Origin of the sequence: Cellulomonas pasadenensis (genome assembly GCF_047229365.1) — a bacterium.
Taxonomy (GTDB): Bacteria; Actinomycetota; Actinomycetes; order Actinomycetales; family Cellulomonadaceae; genus Cellulomonas.
Map to the genome: position 1 here is coordinate 1 of NZ_JBFTEP010000006.1, position 15886 is coordinate 15886.

At 71.0% G+C, this 15886-nt stretch carries 21 protein-coding genes; 12 read left to right on the forward strand and 9 right to left on the reverse strand.

All coding sequences use genetic code 11. The features are described from left to right. The 5 genes from AB6N23_RS01775 to AB6N23_RS01795 form a co-directional block, all read right to left on the reverse strand. On the reverse strand, positions 1 to 441 hold a 441-nt coding region (locus AB6N23_RS01775), incomplete at its 3' end, for an SCO6880 family protein (protein ID WP_412864166.1). A gap of 1 nt (position 442) precedes the next feature. Then, entirely contained in the window at positions 443 to 2080 is a 1638-nt protein-coding gene (locus tag AB6N23_RS01780; protein WP_412864168.1) for a TrbL/VirB6 family protein, read from the reverse strand. Between the two features lie 7 nt (positions 2081 to 2087). Further along, entirely contained in the window at positions 2088 to 2825 is a 738-nt protein-coding gene (locus AB6N23_RS01785) for a DUF8175 domain-containg protein (protein ID WP_412864170.1), read from the reverse strand. 13 nt (positions 2826 to 2838) lie between these two features. After that, complete coding sequence (locus tag AB6N23_RS01790; protein ID WP_412864172.1) at positions 2839 to 3138, reverse strand: hypothetical protein; 300 nt, start codon at positions 3136 to 3138, stop codon at positions 2839 to 2841. A gap of 15 nt (positions 3139 to 3153) precedes the next feature. Continuing rightward, entirely contained in the window at positions 3154 to 3798 is a 645-nt protein-coding gene (locus AB6N23_RS01795; RefSeq protein ID WP_412864174.1) for a DUF6668 family protein, read from the reverse strand. A 141-nt stretch (positions 3799 to 3939) separates the two neighbouring features. Between AB6N23_RS01795 and AB6N23_RS01800 the strand changes: the two genes are divergently transcribed. The 3 genes from AB6N23_RS01800 to AB6N23_RS01810 are packed head-to-tail and all read left to right on the forward strand — an operon-like array spanning position 3940 to position 5803. Further along, entirely contained in the window at positions 3940 to 4200 is a 261-nt protein-coding gene (locus AB6N23_RS01800; RefSeq protein WP_412864176.1) for a helix-turn-helix domain-containing protein, read from the forward strand. After that, complete coding sequence (locus AB6N23_RS01805) at positions 4145 to 4750, forward strand: hypothetical protein (RefSeq protein ID WP_412864178.1); 606 nt, start codon at positions 4145 to 4147, stop codon at positions 4748 to 4750. Before AB6N23_RS01800 ends, AB6N23_RS01805 begins: the two co-directional genes overlap by 56 nt. 3 nt (positions 4751 to 4753) lie before the next feature. Further along, on the forward strand, positions 4754 to 5803 hold the full coding sequence (locus tag AB6N23_RS01810) for a M23 family metallopeptidase (RefSeq protein WP_412864180.1): 1050 nt from the start codon (positions 4754 to 4756) through the stop codon (positions 5801 to 5803). A gap of 164 nt (positions 5804 to 5967) precedes the next feature. On the opposite strand, the gene AB6N23_RS01815 is transcribed toward AB6N23_RS01810, so the two are convergent. After that, a complete protein-coding gene (locus AB6N23_RS01815; RefSeq protein ID WP_412864182.1) occupies positions 5968 to 6303 on the reverse strand; it encodes a hypothetical protein in 336 nt (111 codons plus the stop codon). A 39-nt stretch (positions 6304 to 6342) separates the two neighbouring features. Here AB6N23_RS01815 and AB6N23_RS01820 point away from each other — a divergent pair, with 39 nt between their 5' ends. The 5 genes from AB6N23_RS01820 to AB6N23_RS01840 all read left to right on the forward strand — a co-directional run bounded on the left by AB6N23_RS01820 (position 6343) and on the right by AB6N23_RS01840 (position 10238). Further along, positions 6343 to 6675, forward strand: a complete 333-nt coding sequence (locus tag AB6N23_RS01820; protein WP_412864184.1) for an FHA domain-containing protein — start codon at positions 6343 to 6345, stop codon at positions 6673 to 6675. A gap of 103 nt (positions 6676 to 6778) precedes the next feature. Further along, the gene (locus AB6N23_RS01825) at positions 6779 to 7012 is read left to right on the forward strand and encodes a hypothetical protein (protein ID WP_412864186.1); all 234 of its coding nucleotides are present in this window, start codon (positions 6779 to 6781) and stop codon (positions 7010 to 7012) included. 183 nt (positions 7013 to 7195) lie between these two features. Continuing rightward, positions 7196 to 9007: a MarR family transcriptional regulator gene (locus AB6N23_RS01830; protein WP_412864188.1), complete on the forward strand. Its 1812-nt coding sequence runs from the start codon at positions 7196 to 7198 to the stop codon at positions 9005 to 9007. A gap of 110 nt (positions 9008 to 9117) precedes the next feature. After that, entirely contained in the window at positions 9118 to 9903 is a 786-nt protein-coding gene (locus tag AB6N23_RS01835; RefSeq protein ID WP_412864190.1) for a ParA family protein, read from the forward strand. Further along, positions 9900 to 10238, forward strand: coding sequence for a hypothetical protein (locus AB6N23_RS01840; RefSeq protein WP_412864192.1), 339 nt, complete (start codon positions 9900 to 9902; stop codon positions 10236 to 10238). Before AB6N23_RS01835 ends, AB6N23_RS01840 begins: the two co-directional genes overlap by 4 nt. A gap of 140 nt (positions 10239 to 10378) precedes the next feature. On the opposite strand, the gene AB6N23_RS01845 is transcribed toward AB6N23_RS01840, so the two are convergent. The 3 genes from AB6N23_RS01845 to AB6N23_RS01855 all read right to left on the reverse strand — a co-directional run bounded on the left by AB6N23_RS01845 (position 10379) and on the right by AB6N23_RS01855 (position 13973). Continuing rightward, positions 10379 to 11467, reverse strand: a complete 1089-nt coding sequence (locus tag AB6N23_RS01845; RefSeq protein WP_412864194.1) for a competence protein CoiA family protein — start codon at positions 11465 to 11467, stop codon at positions 10379 to 10381. 1460 nt (positions 11468 to 12927) lie between these two features. Next, positions 12928 to 13344 carry a hypothetical protein gene (locus AB6N23_RS01850; RefSeq protein ID WP_412864196.1) on the reverse strand — a complete coding sequence of 139 codons (417 nt, stop codon included), beginning with the start codon at positions 13342 to 13344 and terminating at the stop codon, positions 12928 to 12930. 200 nt (positions 13345 to 13544) lie between these two features. Next, positions 13545 to 13973 (reverse strand): hypothetical protein, encoded by a 429-nt coding sequence (locus AB6N23_RS01855; protein ID WP_412864198.1) that lies wholly within the window; start codon positions 13971 to 13973, stop codon positions 13545 to 13547. A gap of 415 nt (positions 13974 to 14388) precedes the next feature. Between AB6N23_RS01855 and AB6N23_RS01860 the strand changes: the two genes are divergently transcribed. The 4 genes from AB6N23_RS01860 to AB6N23_RS01875 all read left to right on the forward strand — a co-directional run bounded on the left by AB6N23_RS01860 (position 14389) and on the right by AB6N23_RS01875 (position 15832). After that, positions 14389 to 14640: a glutaredoxin domain-containing protein gene (locus AB6N23_RS01860; RefSeq protein ID WP_412864200.1), complete on the forward strand. Its 252-nt coding sequence runs from the start codon at positions 14389 to 14391 to the stop codon at positions 14638 to 14640. 32 nt (positions 14641 to 14672) lie between these two features. Beyond that, positions 14673 to 15080 (forward strand): hypothetical protein, encoded by a 408-nt coding sequence (locus tag AB6N23_RS01865; protein ID WP_412864202.1) that lies wholly within the window; start codon positions 14673 to 14675, stop codon positions 15078 to 15080. Between the two features lie 72 nt (positions 15081 to 15152). After that, positions 15153 to 15608, forward strand: coding sequence for a hypothetical protein (locus AB6N23_RS01870; RefSeq protein WP_412864204.1), 456 nt, complete (start codon positions 15153 to 15155; stop codon positions 15606 to 15608). Then, positions 15605 to 15832, forward strand: coding sequence for a helix-turn-helix transcriptional regulator (locus AB6N23_RS01875; protein WP_412864206.1), 228 nt, complete (start codon positions 15605 to 15607; stop codon positions 15830 to 15832). Before AB6N23_RS01870 ends, AB6N23_RS01875 begins: the two co-directional genes overlap by 4 nt. The last annotated feature ends 54 nt before the right edge of the window (positions 15833 to 15886 follow it).

Consider the following 15886-nt stretch of genomic DNA (forward strand, 5'->3'; position numbering starts at 1 on the left):
AGTGCCGATCACGACTGCGAACGACCCGGTCGCGGGGGTGTGCAGCAGCGCGAAGGGGCGCCCGTAGGAGTCGCGGTGCTCGCTCAGCCGCGTCGGCGCCGCGATCCCCGGCAGCTGGAAGGTCCCCCACAAAGCACGCCCCAACGGCCCGGAGCGGTACACGTTCGTGCCGCGCGAACGTGCCGACCACCACGCGGCGCGCGCGCCGGCGCGGCTGATGACGTTCTTGCCGTGCGAGTCCTTCGTCAGGACCGCCAACATGGCAACGGCAAGCGCGGCCGCGAGGACCACGGCCTCGAGCAGCCCGGCGATCATCACCGTGACCACCACGGCGATCAGCCCACCGAGCAGCGCCACGGTCCCGATCGAGCCGAGGCCGAAGATGCCCGGCGACGTCGGGCGCCGCCAATTCCCGTAGGTCCGCGCGCCCCTGGTGCTCACGTCAACGGCTGCCATCCGGACCGCCCCCTTCCCCTGTGGATTCGTGCCCGAGGCGGCGCGCAGTCCCGGCTGCCGCCTGCCCGGCCTTCGTGCCCGCGTCGAGCGCAGCACCGGCCGCCAGACCAACCGGTCCGGCTGCCGCGCCAGCGGCCGCGCCACTGGCCGTCACACCTGCACCGCCGGCGGCGGCACCTGCGCCCGAAGCCGCGGCGGCGCCGGTGCCGCGTGCGGCCGGGACACTGCCGGTCCGCTGTGCAGCGGCGCCCGGGTTGTGTGGCGCACCGTTCTGCGACCCCGCGGGTGCCGGGTTACCGCCGGCGGCGTGGTTCCCGGACGGCCCTGCTCCCCCGGCCGGGCCCTGCGCGCCGGAACTGCCAGCAGACGACGCAGAGCTACCGGCACCCGTGCCCAGGCGCCCGACCGAGGCCGCACCAGAGGGCAGCGCGGCGGCCGTCCCGGCCGCGAGGGCCGCTCCCCCGCCGCCGACGGCCATCGCACCGACCATCGGCGTCACGAAACGCATCAGCGCCGGCATCGCGAACAGCGCGATGACCATGAGCATCAGACCGGTCAGTACCGCCAGCAAGCCCGTGCCGTCGTCGCTAAACACGTCCGTGCCGGACAGCTGGAACGCCGCGGCGTAGACGATCGCGGCCGCGGGCTTGTAGAGGATGAACGCCACCAGCCACGCGATGCACTTCTTAAACCAGGTCCGGCCCATCTCGGTGTTCGTGAACGACGCCGACAGCGGCAGGATCCCGGTCAGGATCACCAGCATCCCGCCGCGGGCGACCATCAGCACGATCTGGAACGCCGAGGCCAGGATCGCGATCAGGCCCAGGATGATGATGAGCAGCGCCCCCAGGCCGCCGGCCGCGGGGTTCGTCGTCAGCGCCAGCAGGGCAAGCATGTTCTCCCCGAAGCACGTCGACCCCGGCGCGGTGACGTCGCAGCCGAGCGAGCCGTTGATGAGCCAGACGGAGAACGAGTCCGCGGCCGCGACGAGCAGCCCGACGATCGTCACGCCGGCCCCGGCGACCACGACGAGGGTGAGCAGGCTGCGCACCGTGTCGCGGCCCGGCTCGGCCCGCTGCTCCCACACCATCCGGGCGCCGCCGATGATCACCGACACGACCGCGGCCGCGCCCATGTACCACCACAGGCCGGACTGCAGGAACAGCACTGCGCCGCCGGCGCCGCGCGGCCGCGCCGGCATCAGCCCCGAGACCAGCGCGCCTGCCCCGGAGATGAGAACGACTGCGGCCAGGACGAGCCCGAGCTTCCCGACCGCGGCCACGCCCTCACCGGTGCGCATCCGCGTCGCGATGAGCCCACCCAGCATGAACAGCGACAGCACCGCCACGGCGAGGCTGATCCACGTGACGTAAGCGAGAACCGTGGTGATGTTCCCCGAGTCCGGAGCCGCGCTTCCGGCGGTGATCGCCGACGAGCCGCCGCCGCCGGTGAGGTTCGGCGTGCCGATGTTGACCCAAATCGTGCCCAGCGATGCGACCGACTTCCCGTAAGCCTCCAGGACAGCCGTGGCCATGTTCTCGATCGCGTCACCGATCGCGCTTGTAGCGAGCTGCTCCGCCTTGCACGTGAAATCGAGCACCCCGCAGTTCTCTGCCACCACCACCGGGGGCTCACTCCCCCCAGGTGATGTAGCCCGCGAGGTCCGGGATGGTGGCCATGTCGAGCGGCGCCGGCACGTCGGCGCTGATCTTCCAGTCGCCGACCTGCCAAACCAGCTCGTACACCCCAGAGAGAGTCACGTTCTGGCCCGACGCTGACCCGACAACCCCGAGGTCGATGCGCGCCGAGTCACCGTCGTAGTCCAGGACTCGGAAGCCGGCGACACGCAGGCGAGTGCCGTCAGACGAGCCAGCGCCGACGTCGGTGAGTAACTGCTCGCGGTAGGGACCCTCTGCGAGAGCGCGCTGAGCCCACGTCGAAGACGTCGCCGGGTCTGAGCCTTGAGCGATGGCGTTCGCCGCCATGAAAAGGGCGCCCGCGGGTGACCGCTGGAAGCAGTAGCGCGCTCCGTCTGCCGTCTCGCCCGGCCCGTAGAGCTCTGACGTCGGATAGCCGATCGTGCCTTGGTACTCCCACACAGCTTCGGGTGCCGTCGTGATGGTTCCCGACAGCTCCTCACCGGCCAGCCCGCACACGCTGGCGCCGCCCGCCGCCTGCGTGGCGCTGGTGGTGGCGGCGGCGCTGGTGGTGGTGGGCGCGGTGGTGGGTGTGGCCGCGGTGTCGTCGGCGCGGGTGGCGTTCACGATCGCGATGACGACGCCGAGCACCACGATGAGCGCGATGACGAGCGCCGCAGCAATGAAGCCGCGTCGGGTGAACGGGTTCTGGGCATCGTCTTCGGTTGCCATGGCGCGGGTCCGGTCAGGCGAGGAAGCCGACGAGTGCTGCGCCGGCGGAGATGACGATGACGCCGCCGAGGGCCATGCCGATCTTGCCGACGTGCTCGCCGCCCTCGCCGCGTCGGGACTGGATCGCCATGAGGGCGCCGGCGGCGAACAGGCCGAGGACGCACACGGCCAGGGCGACCCACTTGGCCCACCCCATGACGGTGGTGAACCCCTCGGTGCCCGGGGGCTGGATCGGGTCGGGGTCCGGCACCGCCGCGGGGAACGCGGCGAGGACGTCAACTGTGGCGCCGAGGGCGCTGTGCAGCAGGCTCATCGGGAAGGAGTCCTTTCAGTTGGCGGTGCCGTCGGCACCTGGTCGCAGAAGCGCGCTGAGCTCGTCGACGAGGCGCCGCACCTCGCGGGGGGCTGCTGTGAGAGCAGGCGGCTCCCCCAGGCGCCAGGCTTCGATCCAGGGAAGCGTCCACGTGCGGGCGAAGCCGCCGGCGACGACCTGCGCGAACTCGCGCAGGGGACGCGGGAGGCGCCCGGGGGCGTCGGCGATGAGGACCAGGCCGAGCACCTGCACGTGCGGGACCAGGCCGGCGGCCCATTGGGTCGCGGAGGTCTGCGCCGCCCGTAACCCGCTCATGCTCGAGCGGGCGGTGACCACGACGCGTGCGGGTGCGGCGCCGGGGGTCCGAGGCCAACCGTGGCCAGCGGCCGGCCATCCCGGGATGAGCGCAGCCAGCGAGGTCTCCCCCGCCCCACCGTGCGCGCCTAGCCACCACAGGTCGGCGTCCTGCCGCTGGTCGATGGTCGGGAGCAGGGCCGCACGGTCCGGTGCGGGCACGCCGCGTTGCGGGGCCGAGGGCCCGGTCGGTCGCGCTGTCGGTGCGCCCGTGTACGCAGGTGCGCTCGGCTGCGGTGCCACGGGCCGAGACAGCCACGGGTTGTCGGCGTCGGTCACGCCACACTCCCTCGATAGTGTCCGCACAGTCCGTTTTACCCCGATCGTAGCGATGCGGTATGACTGTGGCAAGAGAGGGCGCGACAGCGTGACAGACGGCGATACCTACCAACAGCGCCTAATAGCGGCTATCTTCGCTTCGTGTGGAGTCGTCGTCGGGTGCTCCGCGTGAGCGACGGGTTGGATGCCCTGTTCGAGGGATACGGGCCGACGCTGACCGCACCCGAGGTCGCCGAGCTGCTCGGCATGACGAAGCAGGGTGTCTACAACTGGCTGCGTGAGGGCGTGATCCCGGGCTACAAACTCGGCAGCACGTGGTTCGTCCTGCGTGAGGAGTTGAAGCAGGCCATGCGCCAGGGGGCCAACGTGCCCCGTGGTCGTCCGGCTGAGCCGGATACGGCTGAAGAAGGCGGTCAGGAAGGGGACTGACGTGCAGAGGCGGGCGATAGGGGCAGGCATCGCCGCAGTGCTGACCGTGGTCCTGTGCGCGTGCGCCCGGCCGGGCGAGACCTCTCCCACCTCCGTGCCCATCCCCCGGCCGGCGTCGAGCTCGACACCGCTAGACATCGGGCAGTTCACGCCCGCACCGTCGGGCGCCATCGACGAAGACACGGGCGAGACGATCACGCCCGCACCCGTAGCGGTCTGGGACGAGGCCTCACGGGCCGGCGCCGTCGCGGCCGCCAAGCACGCGATGAGCGCCTTCGCGCGCCCAGGGCTGGCGTACGAGACGTGGTGGGCCGAGCTCGCGCCGCTGCTGACGCAGCAGGCCCAGCAGGACTACGCGTATGTCGACCCGGCCGCCGTGCCCGCCACCGCCGTGACCGGCGCGGCCACGCTCGTCGACGAGACCAGCGCCTACGTCGCTCGGGTGCAGGTCCCAACCGATGCCGGCGCGTACACGCTCGTGCTGACCCGGGCCGACGGAGCGGCGCCCTGGCTGGTCAGCCGCTTCACTCCGCCCGAGGCAGGCAGCTGACCCATGGCGGGCAGGGGGACATCGGGCGCGCTCGTCGCGGTCATCGCCGTGCCGGTGCTGGCCCTCGGGACGGTCTTCGGCGTGCTGCTGCTCGGCGGCAGCGACGCCGATGCCGCGTGCAACCCCGATGCCAGCAGCGTCAGCATCGACCCGAGCGCGGTGCCGGACGTGGTGGTCGCCGGCTACGGGCACGAGCAGCTGGTCAACGCCGCCCACGTCATCGAGGCCGGCAAGGCCCTCGGGCTCAATGCGCGGGACCAGACCATCGGTGTGATGACCGCGATGGGCGAGTCCTCGCTGCGTGTCATCGACCACGGCGACGCCGCCGGCCCCGACTCGCGTGGCCTGTTCCAGCAGCGCGCCAACGGCGCCTGGGGGTCGTATGAGGACCGCATGGACCCGTTCATCAGCGCCACCAACTTCTTCACCGCGATGACGCGGATCGAAGGCCGCGAGACCCTGCAGCCGACGATCGTCGCGCACCGCACCCAGCGCAACGCCGACCCGTTCCACTACGAGAAGTACTGGGACGCCGCGGTCGCCGTCGTAGAAAGCCTGTCCGGCGTCGACACCGGGCTCAACCCCGGCACCGGCGGTCAGGTGTGCTCCGGCACCACCGTGCCCGGGCAGGTCAGTCCGACCGGGTGGGCCGTGCCCGCAGCCGGCCCCATCACGAGCGTGTACGGGATGCGCATGCACCCCGTCGACAAGGTGTGGCGCCTGCACAGCGGCACCGACCTCAGCGGCGGCGGCTGCGACGGTCCGATCTGGGCCGCGCAGAACGGCACCGTGACGTTCACGGGGTTCGACGGCCAGGGCAACGGGACCATCAAGGTCGACCACGGCGGCGGTGTCCAGACGTCCTACCTGCACATGTACGCCTCCGGGATTCTCGTTCGTGAAGGCGACCAGGTCACCGCCGGCCAGCAGATCGGCCGCGTCGGGTCTTCGGGGAAGTCGAAGGGCTGCCATCTGCACTTCGGGGTGAGCGTTAGCGGCTCCCCGACCGACCCGGTGCCCTTCATGGACGCCGTCGGCATCACGCTCGGCTGAGGCGGGAGGAGACCAGCGTGGCCAGCGGCAAGAGCACCACCAGAGCGAGCACAGCGCGCGCGCACGAGCAGGTTGCCGCGTGGCCCCGGATCATCGCGACCGTCCGCCCCGACGGCACCGGCACCATCACCATCAACGGCACCGAGCGGCCCTGCGCGGCCCCGTCAATCGACGAGCTCCGCACAGGTCTGATCGCCCGCTGCACCGCCCTCGCGGGGCGGCTGCGCCGCCCGGTACGCCTGACGGTCAACGAGAGCACGGACACGTGGAACCTCGCGGTACGACCCGAAGGCATCGTCCAGCTCGTCGACGCCACGGGAGCAATCGCCACTGGTGACGGCCTTGCCGTGCACGAAGGCCGCTGCCGCGGCTGCCGCCGGCTCCAGCCCGTCAGCGCCGGGCAGTGCGTCCAGTGCGGCATCGACGAGCCGCACCGGGTCGAGGCCGACCCTGTCGACGCGCGCGACGTCGTGCCCGACGCCGTCGACGAGCTCGAGCACGCGCAGACACGTCGCTCAGCCCCGAACGCGCCGCGGCCGGTGCTGCGCCTGGTCTTCGACTCGGGTGACACCGTCGAGGCCACCGAGGACGTGGCCATCGGTCGGAACCCCGCCCCGGTCGACGGCCGGCGTCCCATAGCCGTTACGAGCCCCGGACGACTGCTCTCACGCACCCACGTGCTCGTCGACGTCGACGAGCACGGGCGGGTCCTGGTCACCGACTACAACAGCGGCAACGGCACCGAGGCGCAGACCGACCCCCCGCGGCAGTTCGAGCCGAACGTCGCCTACGTCGTCGAGAGCGGCACCACGCTCCTGCTCGGCGACGTGACCTGCGCCGTCGAGCTGACCCGGCCTACGTCCGCCCCCTGATGCTGCTCCTCCGCGACGCCGCGATGACTCACGTGCAACTGCGCAACGACACGCCGCGCCCAGATGCGAGCAAACATGCATGCACCACGACAGGATGTGCCCCATGCATCGGACACGCGCTAGAGCGCAACGCGCTACGAACGCGCCGACCGTCCTGCTGCAGGCGCGCGTCGACCCCGGCGCGCGTGCAGCCGTCCAGGCGGCTGCGCAGCACAGCGGCGTGTCGATCGCGTACTACATGGAGACGCTGATCCTGCGCCTCGCCGAGCAGCCCGAAGGGCTGCCGGTCATCCCTCCCCCGGCGCGCCAGCAGGAGGCCCTCGACATCTCTGCATAACCGCAGAAACGAAGCCGGCCCGCCCCCGAAGGGGCGGGCCGAGACCAGAAGCTCATCACCCTCAGCTTGGCGGCGACCAGGTGGTGAGTCCGGTGAGACGCACCTTCGTGCGTCCCTATGAAGTTGAGGCTCACGATACCCGCATCGACGACCCCTGCGCGCGACACGCCGTCCGAACGACCGGTGAACACCCTCCCGGCGACCCGGACGGACGATGCCGCGACGCTCTGGCGTGCCTGCGCCCAGCTCATCGCCGGCGCGCCCCGCCTGCGGATCGGCCGGCGTAGCGCTGGCGGCCGACTGGTCTACGAGGCGCGCCACGAGCGGGCCCTCACTGACGTGCGCCCGCTGTCGCCCGCCGCCGTCATGGTCTACGGGCCCGACGGCTGCTGCGCGACCCTCTGCCTGGACCTAGACGTCGGCCGCGGCGGCACCGACGCCGTCGCCCGCGACGTCGCGCACCTCGAGCGCACCCTCACCGCCGCCGGCGCCCGCTGGATCGCCGACCGCTCCTCCAGCGGCGGCGTCCACCTCTACGTCCCCCTCCTCGAGCGCCTGCCGTACGACCAGGCCCGCTCGATCGTCGAAGCACTCTCCGCGGACGCGCCCACCCTGGACCCCTCCCCGCACCGCTCCTTGCGCTCGGGTTGCATTCGCGTCCCCGGCGCCGCGCACCGCGACGGTGGCCACCAGCAACTCCTCACGCCCCTCGCGGCTGCGTACGACACCCTGCGGCGCCGTAATGCGCCCGAGGTTGTCCAGGCCCTCACGGCGCTCGTCGGCGCGCACGCGGGCGCCTGGCGAACCGAGGAGACCACCACCGTGGCCAGCACGGCGGGCGACGACACCGCGGGCGCGCACGCCTCCCGCGGGGCGCTCGGGCACCGCCTACGCACGATCGCCGAAACGGGCCTCTACGACACCGCCCGCTATGCCAGCGCGTCCGAGGCCCGACAGGCCGTCATCGCCGGTGCCGTACGCGCCGGCTGGCAGCTCACCGACGTCGCCACACGCCTCGCCGACGGCCGCTGGCCCGGACTGGCGAGCCTCTACGCCCGCTACTCCCCCAACCAGCGCCACCGCGCCCTGGCCCGCGACTGGCGCTCCGCCAGCACCTGGCTCACTGAACGCGCCAACGACCCCGCGTCGAATCTTGTCCGTAGATCACACACAAGCGCCTCTGAGACACAGCGGGGCCCCCTCCCTGCCGCACCCGACGTCGACGAGCACGGCTTTATCCGCACCTGGCGTACCGCACTCCGTCTGACCGAGCACCACCGCCTTCCCGGCCGTGGCAACCACCTCGCTCGCTTCCTCCTGCGTGCCCTCGGTGAGGCCGCCCACAAGACGGGATCGCGCTACGTGGCCTTCGGCACTCGCGCCCTGGCGGTGGCGACCGGCACCGAGCACTCCTCGGTGGCCGCGGTGCTGCGCCGGCTTTCCGACGAGCCCGACGGGTGGATCGATCGCATCGAGCCCGCGCGGGGCGAGAACGCCGACCTCTACGAGCTCCGACTGCCCGTTGACCTGCAAGGCCGCGTCCCGCGCTGGGACCGGGGCCGCGCTCACGCGCTGCGGCCCGCGTTCCGCGAGCTCGGGCACGTCGCCGCGTTCGTCTTCGAGACCATTGAGGCCGGCCGCGCCGCCACCGTGCTCGACGCCGCCCGGGCCGCCGGCGTGTCCCGTAGCGCGGCACATGACGCGGTCGAGGCCCTGCACGCCCACGGCCTCGTGGACCGCACACACGACGGACTCGCCGCGCGACCCGACCGGTTGCTCATCGTCGCCGAACAGCTCGGCGTGCTGGAGGTCGTCGCCGCGCAGCTGCGGCGCCACCGCCTCGAGCGGGCGCGTTGGCGCGCGTTCCTCGAGCGTCACGACGCGGACGCGCATGACGACGTACCCGCCGACGACGATGCCGAACGCTGGTGGTGGCCACCCGACGACGACGTCGGCTGGACGCTCACCGACACCGCGGCACACCAGGCAGCGTGATGCGAGCCGTCTAACGATGCGATCCGTCAACTATCTATCTGACTATCTATCTCCCTATCTATCTAGCTAGATGGTTAGCCAGATAGATAGAGTGCTAGTAGCATGCAGGCATGCAGACCCTCACAGTCGCCTCCGAGAAGGGAGGCGTCGGCAAGACCACCGTCACTCTCGGCCTGGCCGCCGAGCTCGGCCGCCGCGGCGTCCGCGTCGGCGTCATCGACCTCGACCCCCGCTCAACCGCCACAACGTGGCTCGGCGTCGACGTCCCCGAGGGGGAGCACGTCGGCGCGATCCTCGGCGTCGACGACGTCGACGGCGCCGCCGCCGACCTCGCGCTCGTTACGCCGTGGAACGCCAACGTGTCGGTCGTACCCGGTTCGCGCGACATCGCCACCCTCGAGACCGCGCACCAGGAGTACGGCGACCTGCGCCTCAAGCGTTCCTTGACCGGCTGGGACCGCGACGTCGTCCTCATCGACTCCCCGAACCGGCAGGGCGGGTTCCTCATCCGCTCCGCCCTCACCGCCTCCGACCGCGTCGCGTACACCACCACACCCGACGAGGACGGCCGCGCCGGCGTCGAGTGGGCCCGCTACAACGTCGCCCGCTTCCGCCAGCTCTCACCGCTGAACCCGAACCTCGCAGAGGCCGGGATCATCGTCACCCGCTGGCCCGACACTGTCGTCACCCGCGACGCCCGCACCGCGATCGAGGCCCTGCGCGAGACCGCCGGTGACCTGCTCCTGACCCCGTTCATCCCCGAACGCGTCATCGTCCGCTCCGCGCGCGCTGGCGAAGTCTGGTGGGGCGACTTCGACAGGGGAGCCGTCGTCGCCGACGCGTTCACCCAACTCGCCGACGCGTTGTGGCCCGACACCAAGGAGACCGGCCGATGAGCGACCTGCCCGTGCCCAAGCGCCGCCGCGTCGCACCCACCCTCAGTGACCCGATGGCCCCCAGCGCTCCCGGGCCGACTCCGCCAGCTCCGGCGATCTCTCGCCGTGACGCGCAGCCGCCGGCACCGGCGGAGCGAGCGGAGATGCCGCAGGAGGCACCTGTGCGCATCGCCGTATCCAGCCGCCGGCAGGAACCCACCGTGCAGCTGGCCACCCGCGTTCGCGTCGAGTCCGACCACCGACTGCGCGAGCTCGCCGCACGGCGGGGCACCACACTGCGGCAGGTCATCGAAGACCTCATCGACAACGCATGGCGTGAGCAGGTCTCGAAGTGATCAGCCCGCTACTAGATAGATAGCAAGCAATCCGGGGGAGCGACCCCACCCAGGCGATCCTCGGGCGCCCGGCCCGCTCCAGGAGCCGGATCAGGTCTCACCGTGCCCCTCGCCGGCATCGGCGCCTTCGTCGTCGCCGCCTAGTACCCAGCAGGCGCGCGCTCGCCGCGCCTCCACATCGGCTCCGGGGCGCGACGGGTGTCCTCATAGAGCCAGCCGGCTGCCGTCATGTCCTCGACCATCGAGCGGACAACCTCCGCGGGTAGGTCGGGGTTCGCGAGCATGGAGTAAGCCCCCCGGAAGTACAGGCGCGTCACCGTCATGGCCAGGTACATGCCCGCGGCGTGCTGCTCGACCGGGTGCTCGCGCATCCACGCCCACCCGGGGTGGTCGGGCCCCCATAGCGGGAGATCGGGCTGCAGCCGACGCCAGTCCGCGGTTGTCCGCAACCCCGGCGGCGGCTCGACGTGCGCGCCGGTGCGCCGCTCAAGTGCGGCCAGCTGCGGCACGCGCAGCTGCCTCGACGTAGCCTCCTCGGCTGCCGGTCGACGGGCAGCGTCCGCGCGCGCGGCGATGTTCCGCAGCGCAGCCTCGAGCTGCGGGACCCATACGCCGGCGGCCGTCATCCTGCACTCGGCGAGGGACACCCAAGCGATGGCGGCCTCAACGCCCGTGGTGTCGACTCCGATCCGAACGCCGCCGACCTCGTCCCGACCAATCCGGAGCGCGTAGTCCCGAGTCACACGCTCGGTCCGAGCCGTTGTCGTCGACGCAGGGCCGTGCAGCCACCTCACGTGGTCGACATGGGTCCGGTAGCGCGCATCGCGGTCCTGCCACGCGTCCACCGCGATGTCGGTCAGCTGGACCTCGAGCGTGTGGGCGACACCGCCCACGAGGACGTGCAGGTCGGCACGGCCGGCGTCGTCGAACCTGTGCTCGATCCGCGCGTCGTATCCCTGGTCAGCCAGCCACGCCGTGAGCTCACGCTGATACGCCAGGTGCGCGTATGCCGGCGCCGCGTCGCGGCTGGACAGCACGCAGGGCGAGGCGCCGGGGAGGTGCTGGAAGTGGGGGACGCGGACCGTGCCGACGTACAAGATGAGGACGCCGCCGCAGCCGCCGGCCTGCGTCGTGCACCAGAACGTCCGGTGCGCCGCCTTCAGCCTGGCCGCCGCGTCGTGCGAGGGCGGCGCCACGACGGTGGCTGTTCCGGTGGGGCTGTCGGTCACGGCATGCCGCAGGTCACTTGAGGCCATGCAGATCGTCTAGTGCTCACCCCCGACACCGACACGACGCTTCACGTGGGTTCGTCCGGTACCTAGCTAGCCGTTTCACCCGGACGGCGCAGGCCAGAGAGCCGTGCGCGACGGCCATGCGGAGCAACAGGTGCACTGTCCACGAACGGCTCCCTGGTCACCGGGGCGGCCACGGCTGAATCAACGCGACGTCGCGCCTACCGCCTCGCGTACGCCGAGCGCCAGCTCGCCCGCGGGGCTCCCAGCCGCTCAGCCCACCTCAAGCAGGCCACCCGAAGTCCAATCCGAACGCGACACCGAGACGAAGCCACGGGATTTCGACGAACGTCCGGATCGCGCATCCCGCGCGGCCCCGGCGGGTCGGATGAATTGCAGGTGGTGCTGCACACGGCGCCCGGAATGCTGTATCATTGTGCGTTAACGAGGAACAGCCTCCCCGCCTTAGGCGAGGAGGCTGTTGTCCGAGGACCTGAGACCGCCTGGCAGGGCGCCTCAGCAACTCTACGAGCAGGTCATGAGCCTGCTCACGACTAATTAGTACGCAACCCATGAGACTGAAGGGGGTACCAACTTGTCTGTCCCTACAACAACCAGTGTACTCGCTAGCGTCGAAGAGTCAACTTCTAACGGGCGTCGAAAAAACTATGCCGTCCGGAGTGCAACCGACTCAACGCATCTGATGTCTCGTGGGACAACCATGGGAGCATCCAATGCAAGAGCAGCAAGTAGCAGTACCTGGGAAATCGAACACAGAGAGTGCTCGTCGACGTCGCGTGTGGCGCGAACGTATTCGTGCATGGAGTCGTCGTCTAGTTAAGGTCGTCGCGAGGGTCTTCCTTCGCCGTCTGGCAGTTGAAGTCGTCGGATCGACAACCTTCGCCGAGGCGATCGAACGCCTCGCCGAGATCCTGCTGCAGGTCTTCTCCGGCGGGTGACCTGTTGCCGTCCCCCGGGGTGCACACGCACCCCGGGGACGGGAGCAGTGCGAGAGTGCTGGCGGGTGCCTCAGGCCCGGCGCCGGCCCTTGCAGGTCCGAGAGCTGCGCCGCTGCGCGGCGTGCCGGTCGCCGCTGCGCGGCGGCTGTCGACGATGTTGTCGTCCCCGGCGCCGGCGCCCTCGCCGCCTGGCTCGACACCCCACCCGGCGCCGACCTCGTCCCCGCCACCGCTGCCCTGTGCCGGCACGTGCTCGAGCACCCCGCAGTCGACGTCGATGACCTCACCCGCGCCTGGGCTGCGACGCATCGCGCTGAGAGTGGTGGCGGTGGACCGCCCGTCTGCGGCGGGGATGTCCGTGAGGGCGCCGACCTTGACGAGTCGACGCCCCCACCCACGGCATGTGCATGCAGCGGTTGGAGACGAAAGAGCGCCTGTTCGCTGAGGACGCGCCGGGGACTCACGCGGCCACCGTGCTGACGAACTAAAGCTGCAGACTCAGTCCCACATGCCGAGCTCTTCCGGTTCCCCTGTCCAGACGTCCGGTCGCAACTTCGGCAGTAGGTCGCTCCACGCGCTCTCTAGGTCACCCGCCGGGCAGGTCAAGGTGAAGGACATCTCCTGAGCCACGGTGTCACCCTCATAGGTTGGTGCGAGGACGACGCGCGCGGCGCCACGGGTCATGGCGTCCCCTTGGCTCCAGGTCGCCACGACGAAGTTGACTCCGCGTGGAGCCCCGCCGGTGAGCTCTGCTGTTTCTGACGTCTGCACGAGCACGTCCTGCACCTCGTCCACCGGGTGCACCCGCGACAACGCGTCGATCGACAGCTTCAGTTCGTCGGCCTCCAGAGGCGCTGGCTCGCTGGAGCCAGAAGACTCGAACGTGCACTCGTCACGCTCGAACGTCCCGATCAAAGCTACGCGAGGAGTGGAACCCTCCGCGGCAGGTGATGTGGCCGGTGTCGTGGTTGCGGACGCAGTCGCGGACCCGTCGGCTGCCCCGTTAGTCGGAGCGACACCGTCTGGGCTGGTCGTGCCGTCGGACGAGTCTGGGCTGCCCGTGCATCCCGCCAACACGGCGACGAGGGCTATCGCGGTGAGGAAGCTGCTCCGCTTCACGACGCAGCGACCAGGGAGGCGGCGTTACACCGAGCCCCCATGTTCTTCGATCGGTCGGCCTGCGACCCGCCGCCGGGCGAGAAGTAGACCGGACCACTGGTGTAAACCGACTTGCTCTTCGCTCCCGTACCTGTGGTTTGGAAGGGGTTGACTCCCCAAACCCCACCACCGATACCGGAGCGCGGCGCCGTCATGTGGGCGTGGCTGTAGCCGTAGTACATGAACGACGGCGACGCCGTCGCCTCCCAGAACACCGTCACGGTGTACGCGGCGGGGCACTTGCACGACAGGTACCAGTCGGCCTGCCGGACACAGCCAACGGCCGCCTCCACCGACGCCGCCTCCGTCGTACTCGCCGTCGCCGGAGCGCTGGCAAACCCGAACATGCTCGCGGCGACCATCGCCGTCAACCATCTGCGCTTCATTGCGTCCTCGTTCCTAAACGCGTCCCGCCATTGTGAAGGCACTATCGACGTGACGATGACTAGTTGTCAACCTTCTGACGTCGCTTGTCATGGGTGCCACCCGACCGCAGTCACCACGACGTTCGTGTCCCTCCTGGCTCTCCACGCTCGCCGGCGCGAGACTCCGGCAAGCCGGGCTCCGCTGCGCTGCGGCCGGCACGACGACGACGAGCCCCGGCTGCGCTCGCTGCGCTCCCTGAGCCCGCCGAATCTCGCCACCGCCGCGCGGCAACCCGACTCGCGCCCACGGGCGCGCCCCTGCGGGGTGCCTGCAGCCCCGCTCATGCCGGCGTTCATCTCGATCTGCCAGGAGGGTCCAAGCAACGGTCGGCTCCGCAAAGGCCCCACGACAACGACCACGAACGGGAGAGCAGCCATGTCCCACACCACCGCGACCGTCTACAGCACCCCCGGCTGCGTGCAGTGCACCGCGACCTACCGGGCCCTGGACAAGATCGGCGCGAGCTCCGTCGTGGTCGACCTCGCCGACGAGACCAACGCCGCCGCACGCGAGTGGGTCACCGAGGACCTCGGCTACTCCCAGGCACCCATCGTCGTCATCGACGAGAACCAGCACTGGTCCGGCTACCGACCCGACCGCATCGCCACCCTCGCCACCACCGCCTGACTCGAGCACACCCACCAGGGGAGGAGGACCGCATGAGCGCCGTCGAGCTGAGCACCGACGAGCTGCTGTACCGGATGCTGTGGTCGCGCCGGGAAGCCACCCGGCTGCTGCGCCAGCTCGGCGGACCCCAGTACTTCGCCGGGCGCGCCCATCTCGGCGCCACCATCGCCGCCCTCATCGCCTCCCACGACCACGCCCTCCCGGACGCACCAATGCAAGGACCCGAGCGCGTGCTGTCCGTGTTCGAGCGCGCCGGCGTCATCGCCCGCGACGTCCGCGAGAACCCCGACCGCTACCGCGACGCCGCAGCCGGCATGCGCGCCCACCACTCCGGCGGCATCGATCTCACCCTGCTGCGCCACGCCGCGGCCGCCCGCCTCGAGCTCCCGCGCATCGCCACCGTCGGCGACGTCGGCACACCGGCTGGGGACAACTACTGACGTCGCAGCGTTACCGCTGTATAGTCGATCACCAGTGAAGCCGACACACGGACGGGGCCCGCGATGTCACACATGGACGCGAAGCTGCGGGCCTGGGCGCGCGGCGCGCTGCCCCTCGAGGCGGCGACGGAGCTGCTGATCCGCACCGGTTTGGCCTCGCGCTACGCCCGGCTCGGTGAGGAGCTGATGGGCTCGCGCGTCTACCTGGACTTCGAGGCCGCGGCGGGCGACGTCGCCGAGGGTGCGCTGTCGTCGGGGGAGCGTGCTGTCGTCGCGATCGCGGTGTCGCTGTCCGGTCAGGTCCCCACCGACGCTGACGCGACGTGGCGCGAGTACTCCCTCGAGCAGATCGTCACGAGGCTCGACCGCGACCGGCTGGCGCTCGTCCTGGCCGCGCTCGCGCACGCAGCCGGCACCCACGAGCACACCGAGGCGCCGCGCGTCCCCACCCGCGATGGCGGGCTGACCGTGGTGCGCGACCCCCAGCTGATCGGCCCGCTGTACCCGTGGCCGAGCGACCGCGTATGAGCCGGCTCATCACCACCGAACAGGCCGCCGCGCTGGTCGGTGTGAGCCCGTCGACGTGGCGGGCCTACCTCGCCCGCCGACGCCAGCACGGCAAGGGGACCATCCCCGAGCCCGTCGAGTACCACGGGCGCACCGCGATGTACGACGAGGATGCCGTGCGCGCTTGGCACGCCACCCGGCCCGGTCGCGGCGCACGCACCGACCTCGCCGAGGGCAGCACCTAGCGACCGCGAGACCTGCACGACCCACAACAGAAGAAGAGCCCCCGGCGGTGTTGG

Bases quoted from the DNA above. Each gene is read 5' to 3' on its own strand.
- AB6N23_RS01785 (WP_412864170.1), bottom strand. From the start codon at position 2,825: ATGGCAACCGAAGACGATGCCCAGAACCCGTTCACCCGACGCGGCTTC.
- AB6N23_RS01790 (WP_412864172.1), bottom strand. From the start codon at position 3,138: ATGAGCCTGCTGCACAGCGCCCTCGGCGCCACAGTTGACGTCCTCGCC.
- AB6N23_RS01810 (WP_412864180.1), top strand. From the start codon at position 4,754: ATGGCGGGCAGGGGGACATCGGGCGCGCTCGTCGCGGTCATCGCCGTG.
- AB6N23_RS01825 (WP_412864186.1), top strand. From the start codon at position 6,779: ATGCATCGGACACGCGCTAGAGCGCAACGCGCTACGAACGCGCCGACC.
- AB6N23_RS01835 (WP_412864190.1), top strand. From the start codon at position 9,118: ATGCAGACCCTCACAGTCGCCTCCGAGAAGGGAGGCGTCGGCAAGACC.
- AB6N23_RS01840 (WP_412864192.1), top strand. From the start codon at position 9,900: ATGAGCGACCTGCCCGTGCCCAAGCGCCGCCGCGTCGCACCCACCCTC.
- AB6N23_RS01855 (WP_412864198.1), bottom strand. From the start codon at position 13,973: ATGAAGCGCAGATGGTTGACGGCGATGGTCGCCGCGAGCATGTTCGGG.
- AB6N23_RS01860 (WP_412864200.1), top strand. From the start codon at position 14,389: ATGTCCCACACCACCGCGACCGTCTACAGCACCCCCGGCTGCGTGCAG.
- AB6N23_RS01865 (WP_412864202.1), top strand. From the start codon at position 14,673: ATGAGCGCCGTCGAGCTGAGCACCGACGAGCTGCTGTACCGGATGCTG.
- AB6N23_RS01870 (WP_412864204.1), top strand. From the start codon at position 15,153: ATGGACGCGAAGCTGCGGGCCTGGGCGCGCGGCGCGCTGCCCCTCGAG.
- AB6N23_RS01875 (WP_412864206.1), top strand. From the start codon at position 15,605: ATGAGCCGGCTCATCACCACCGAACAGGCCGCCGCGCTGGTCGGTGTG.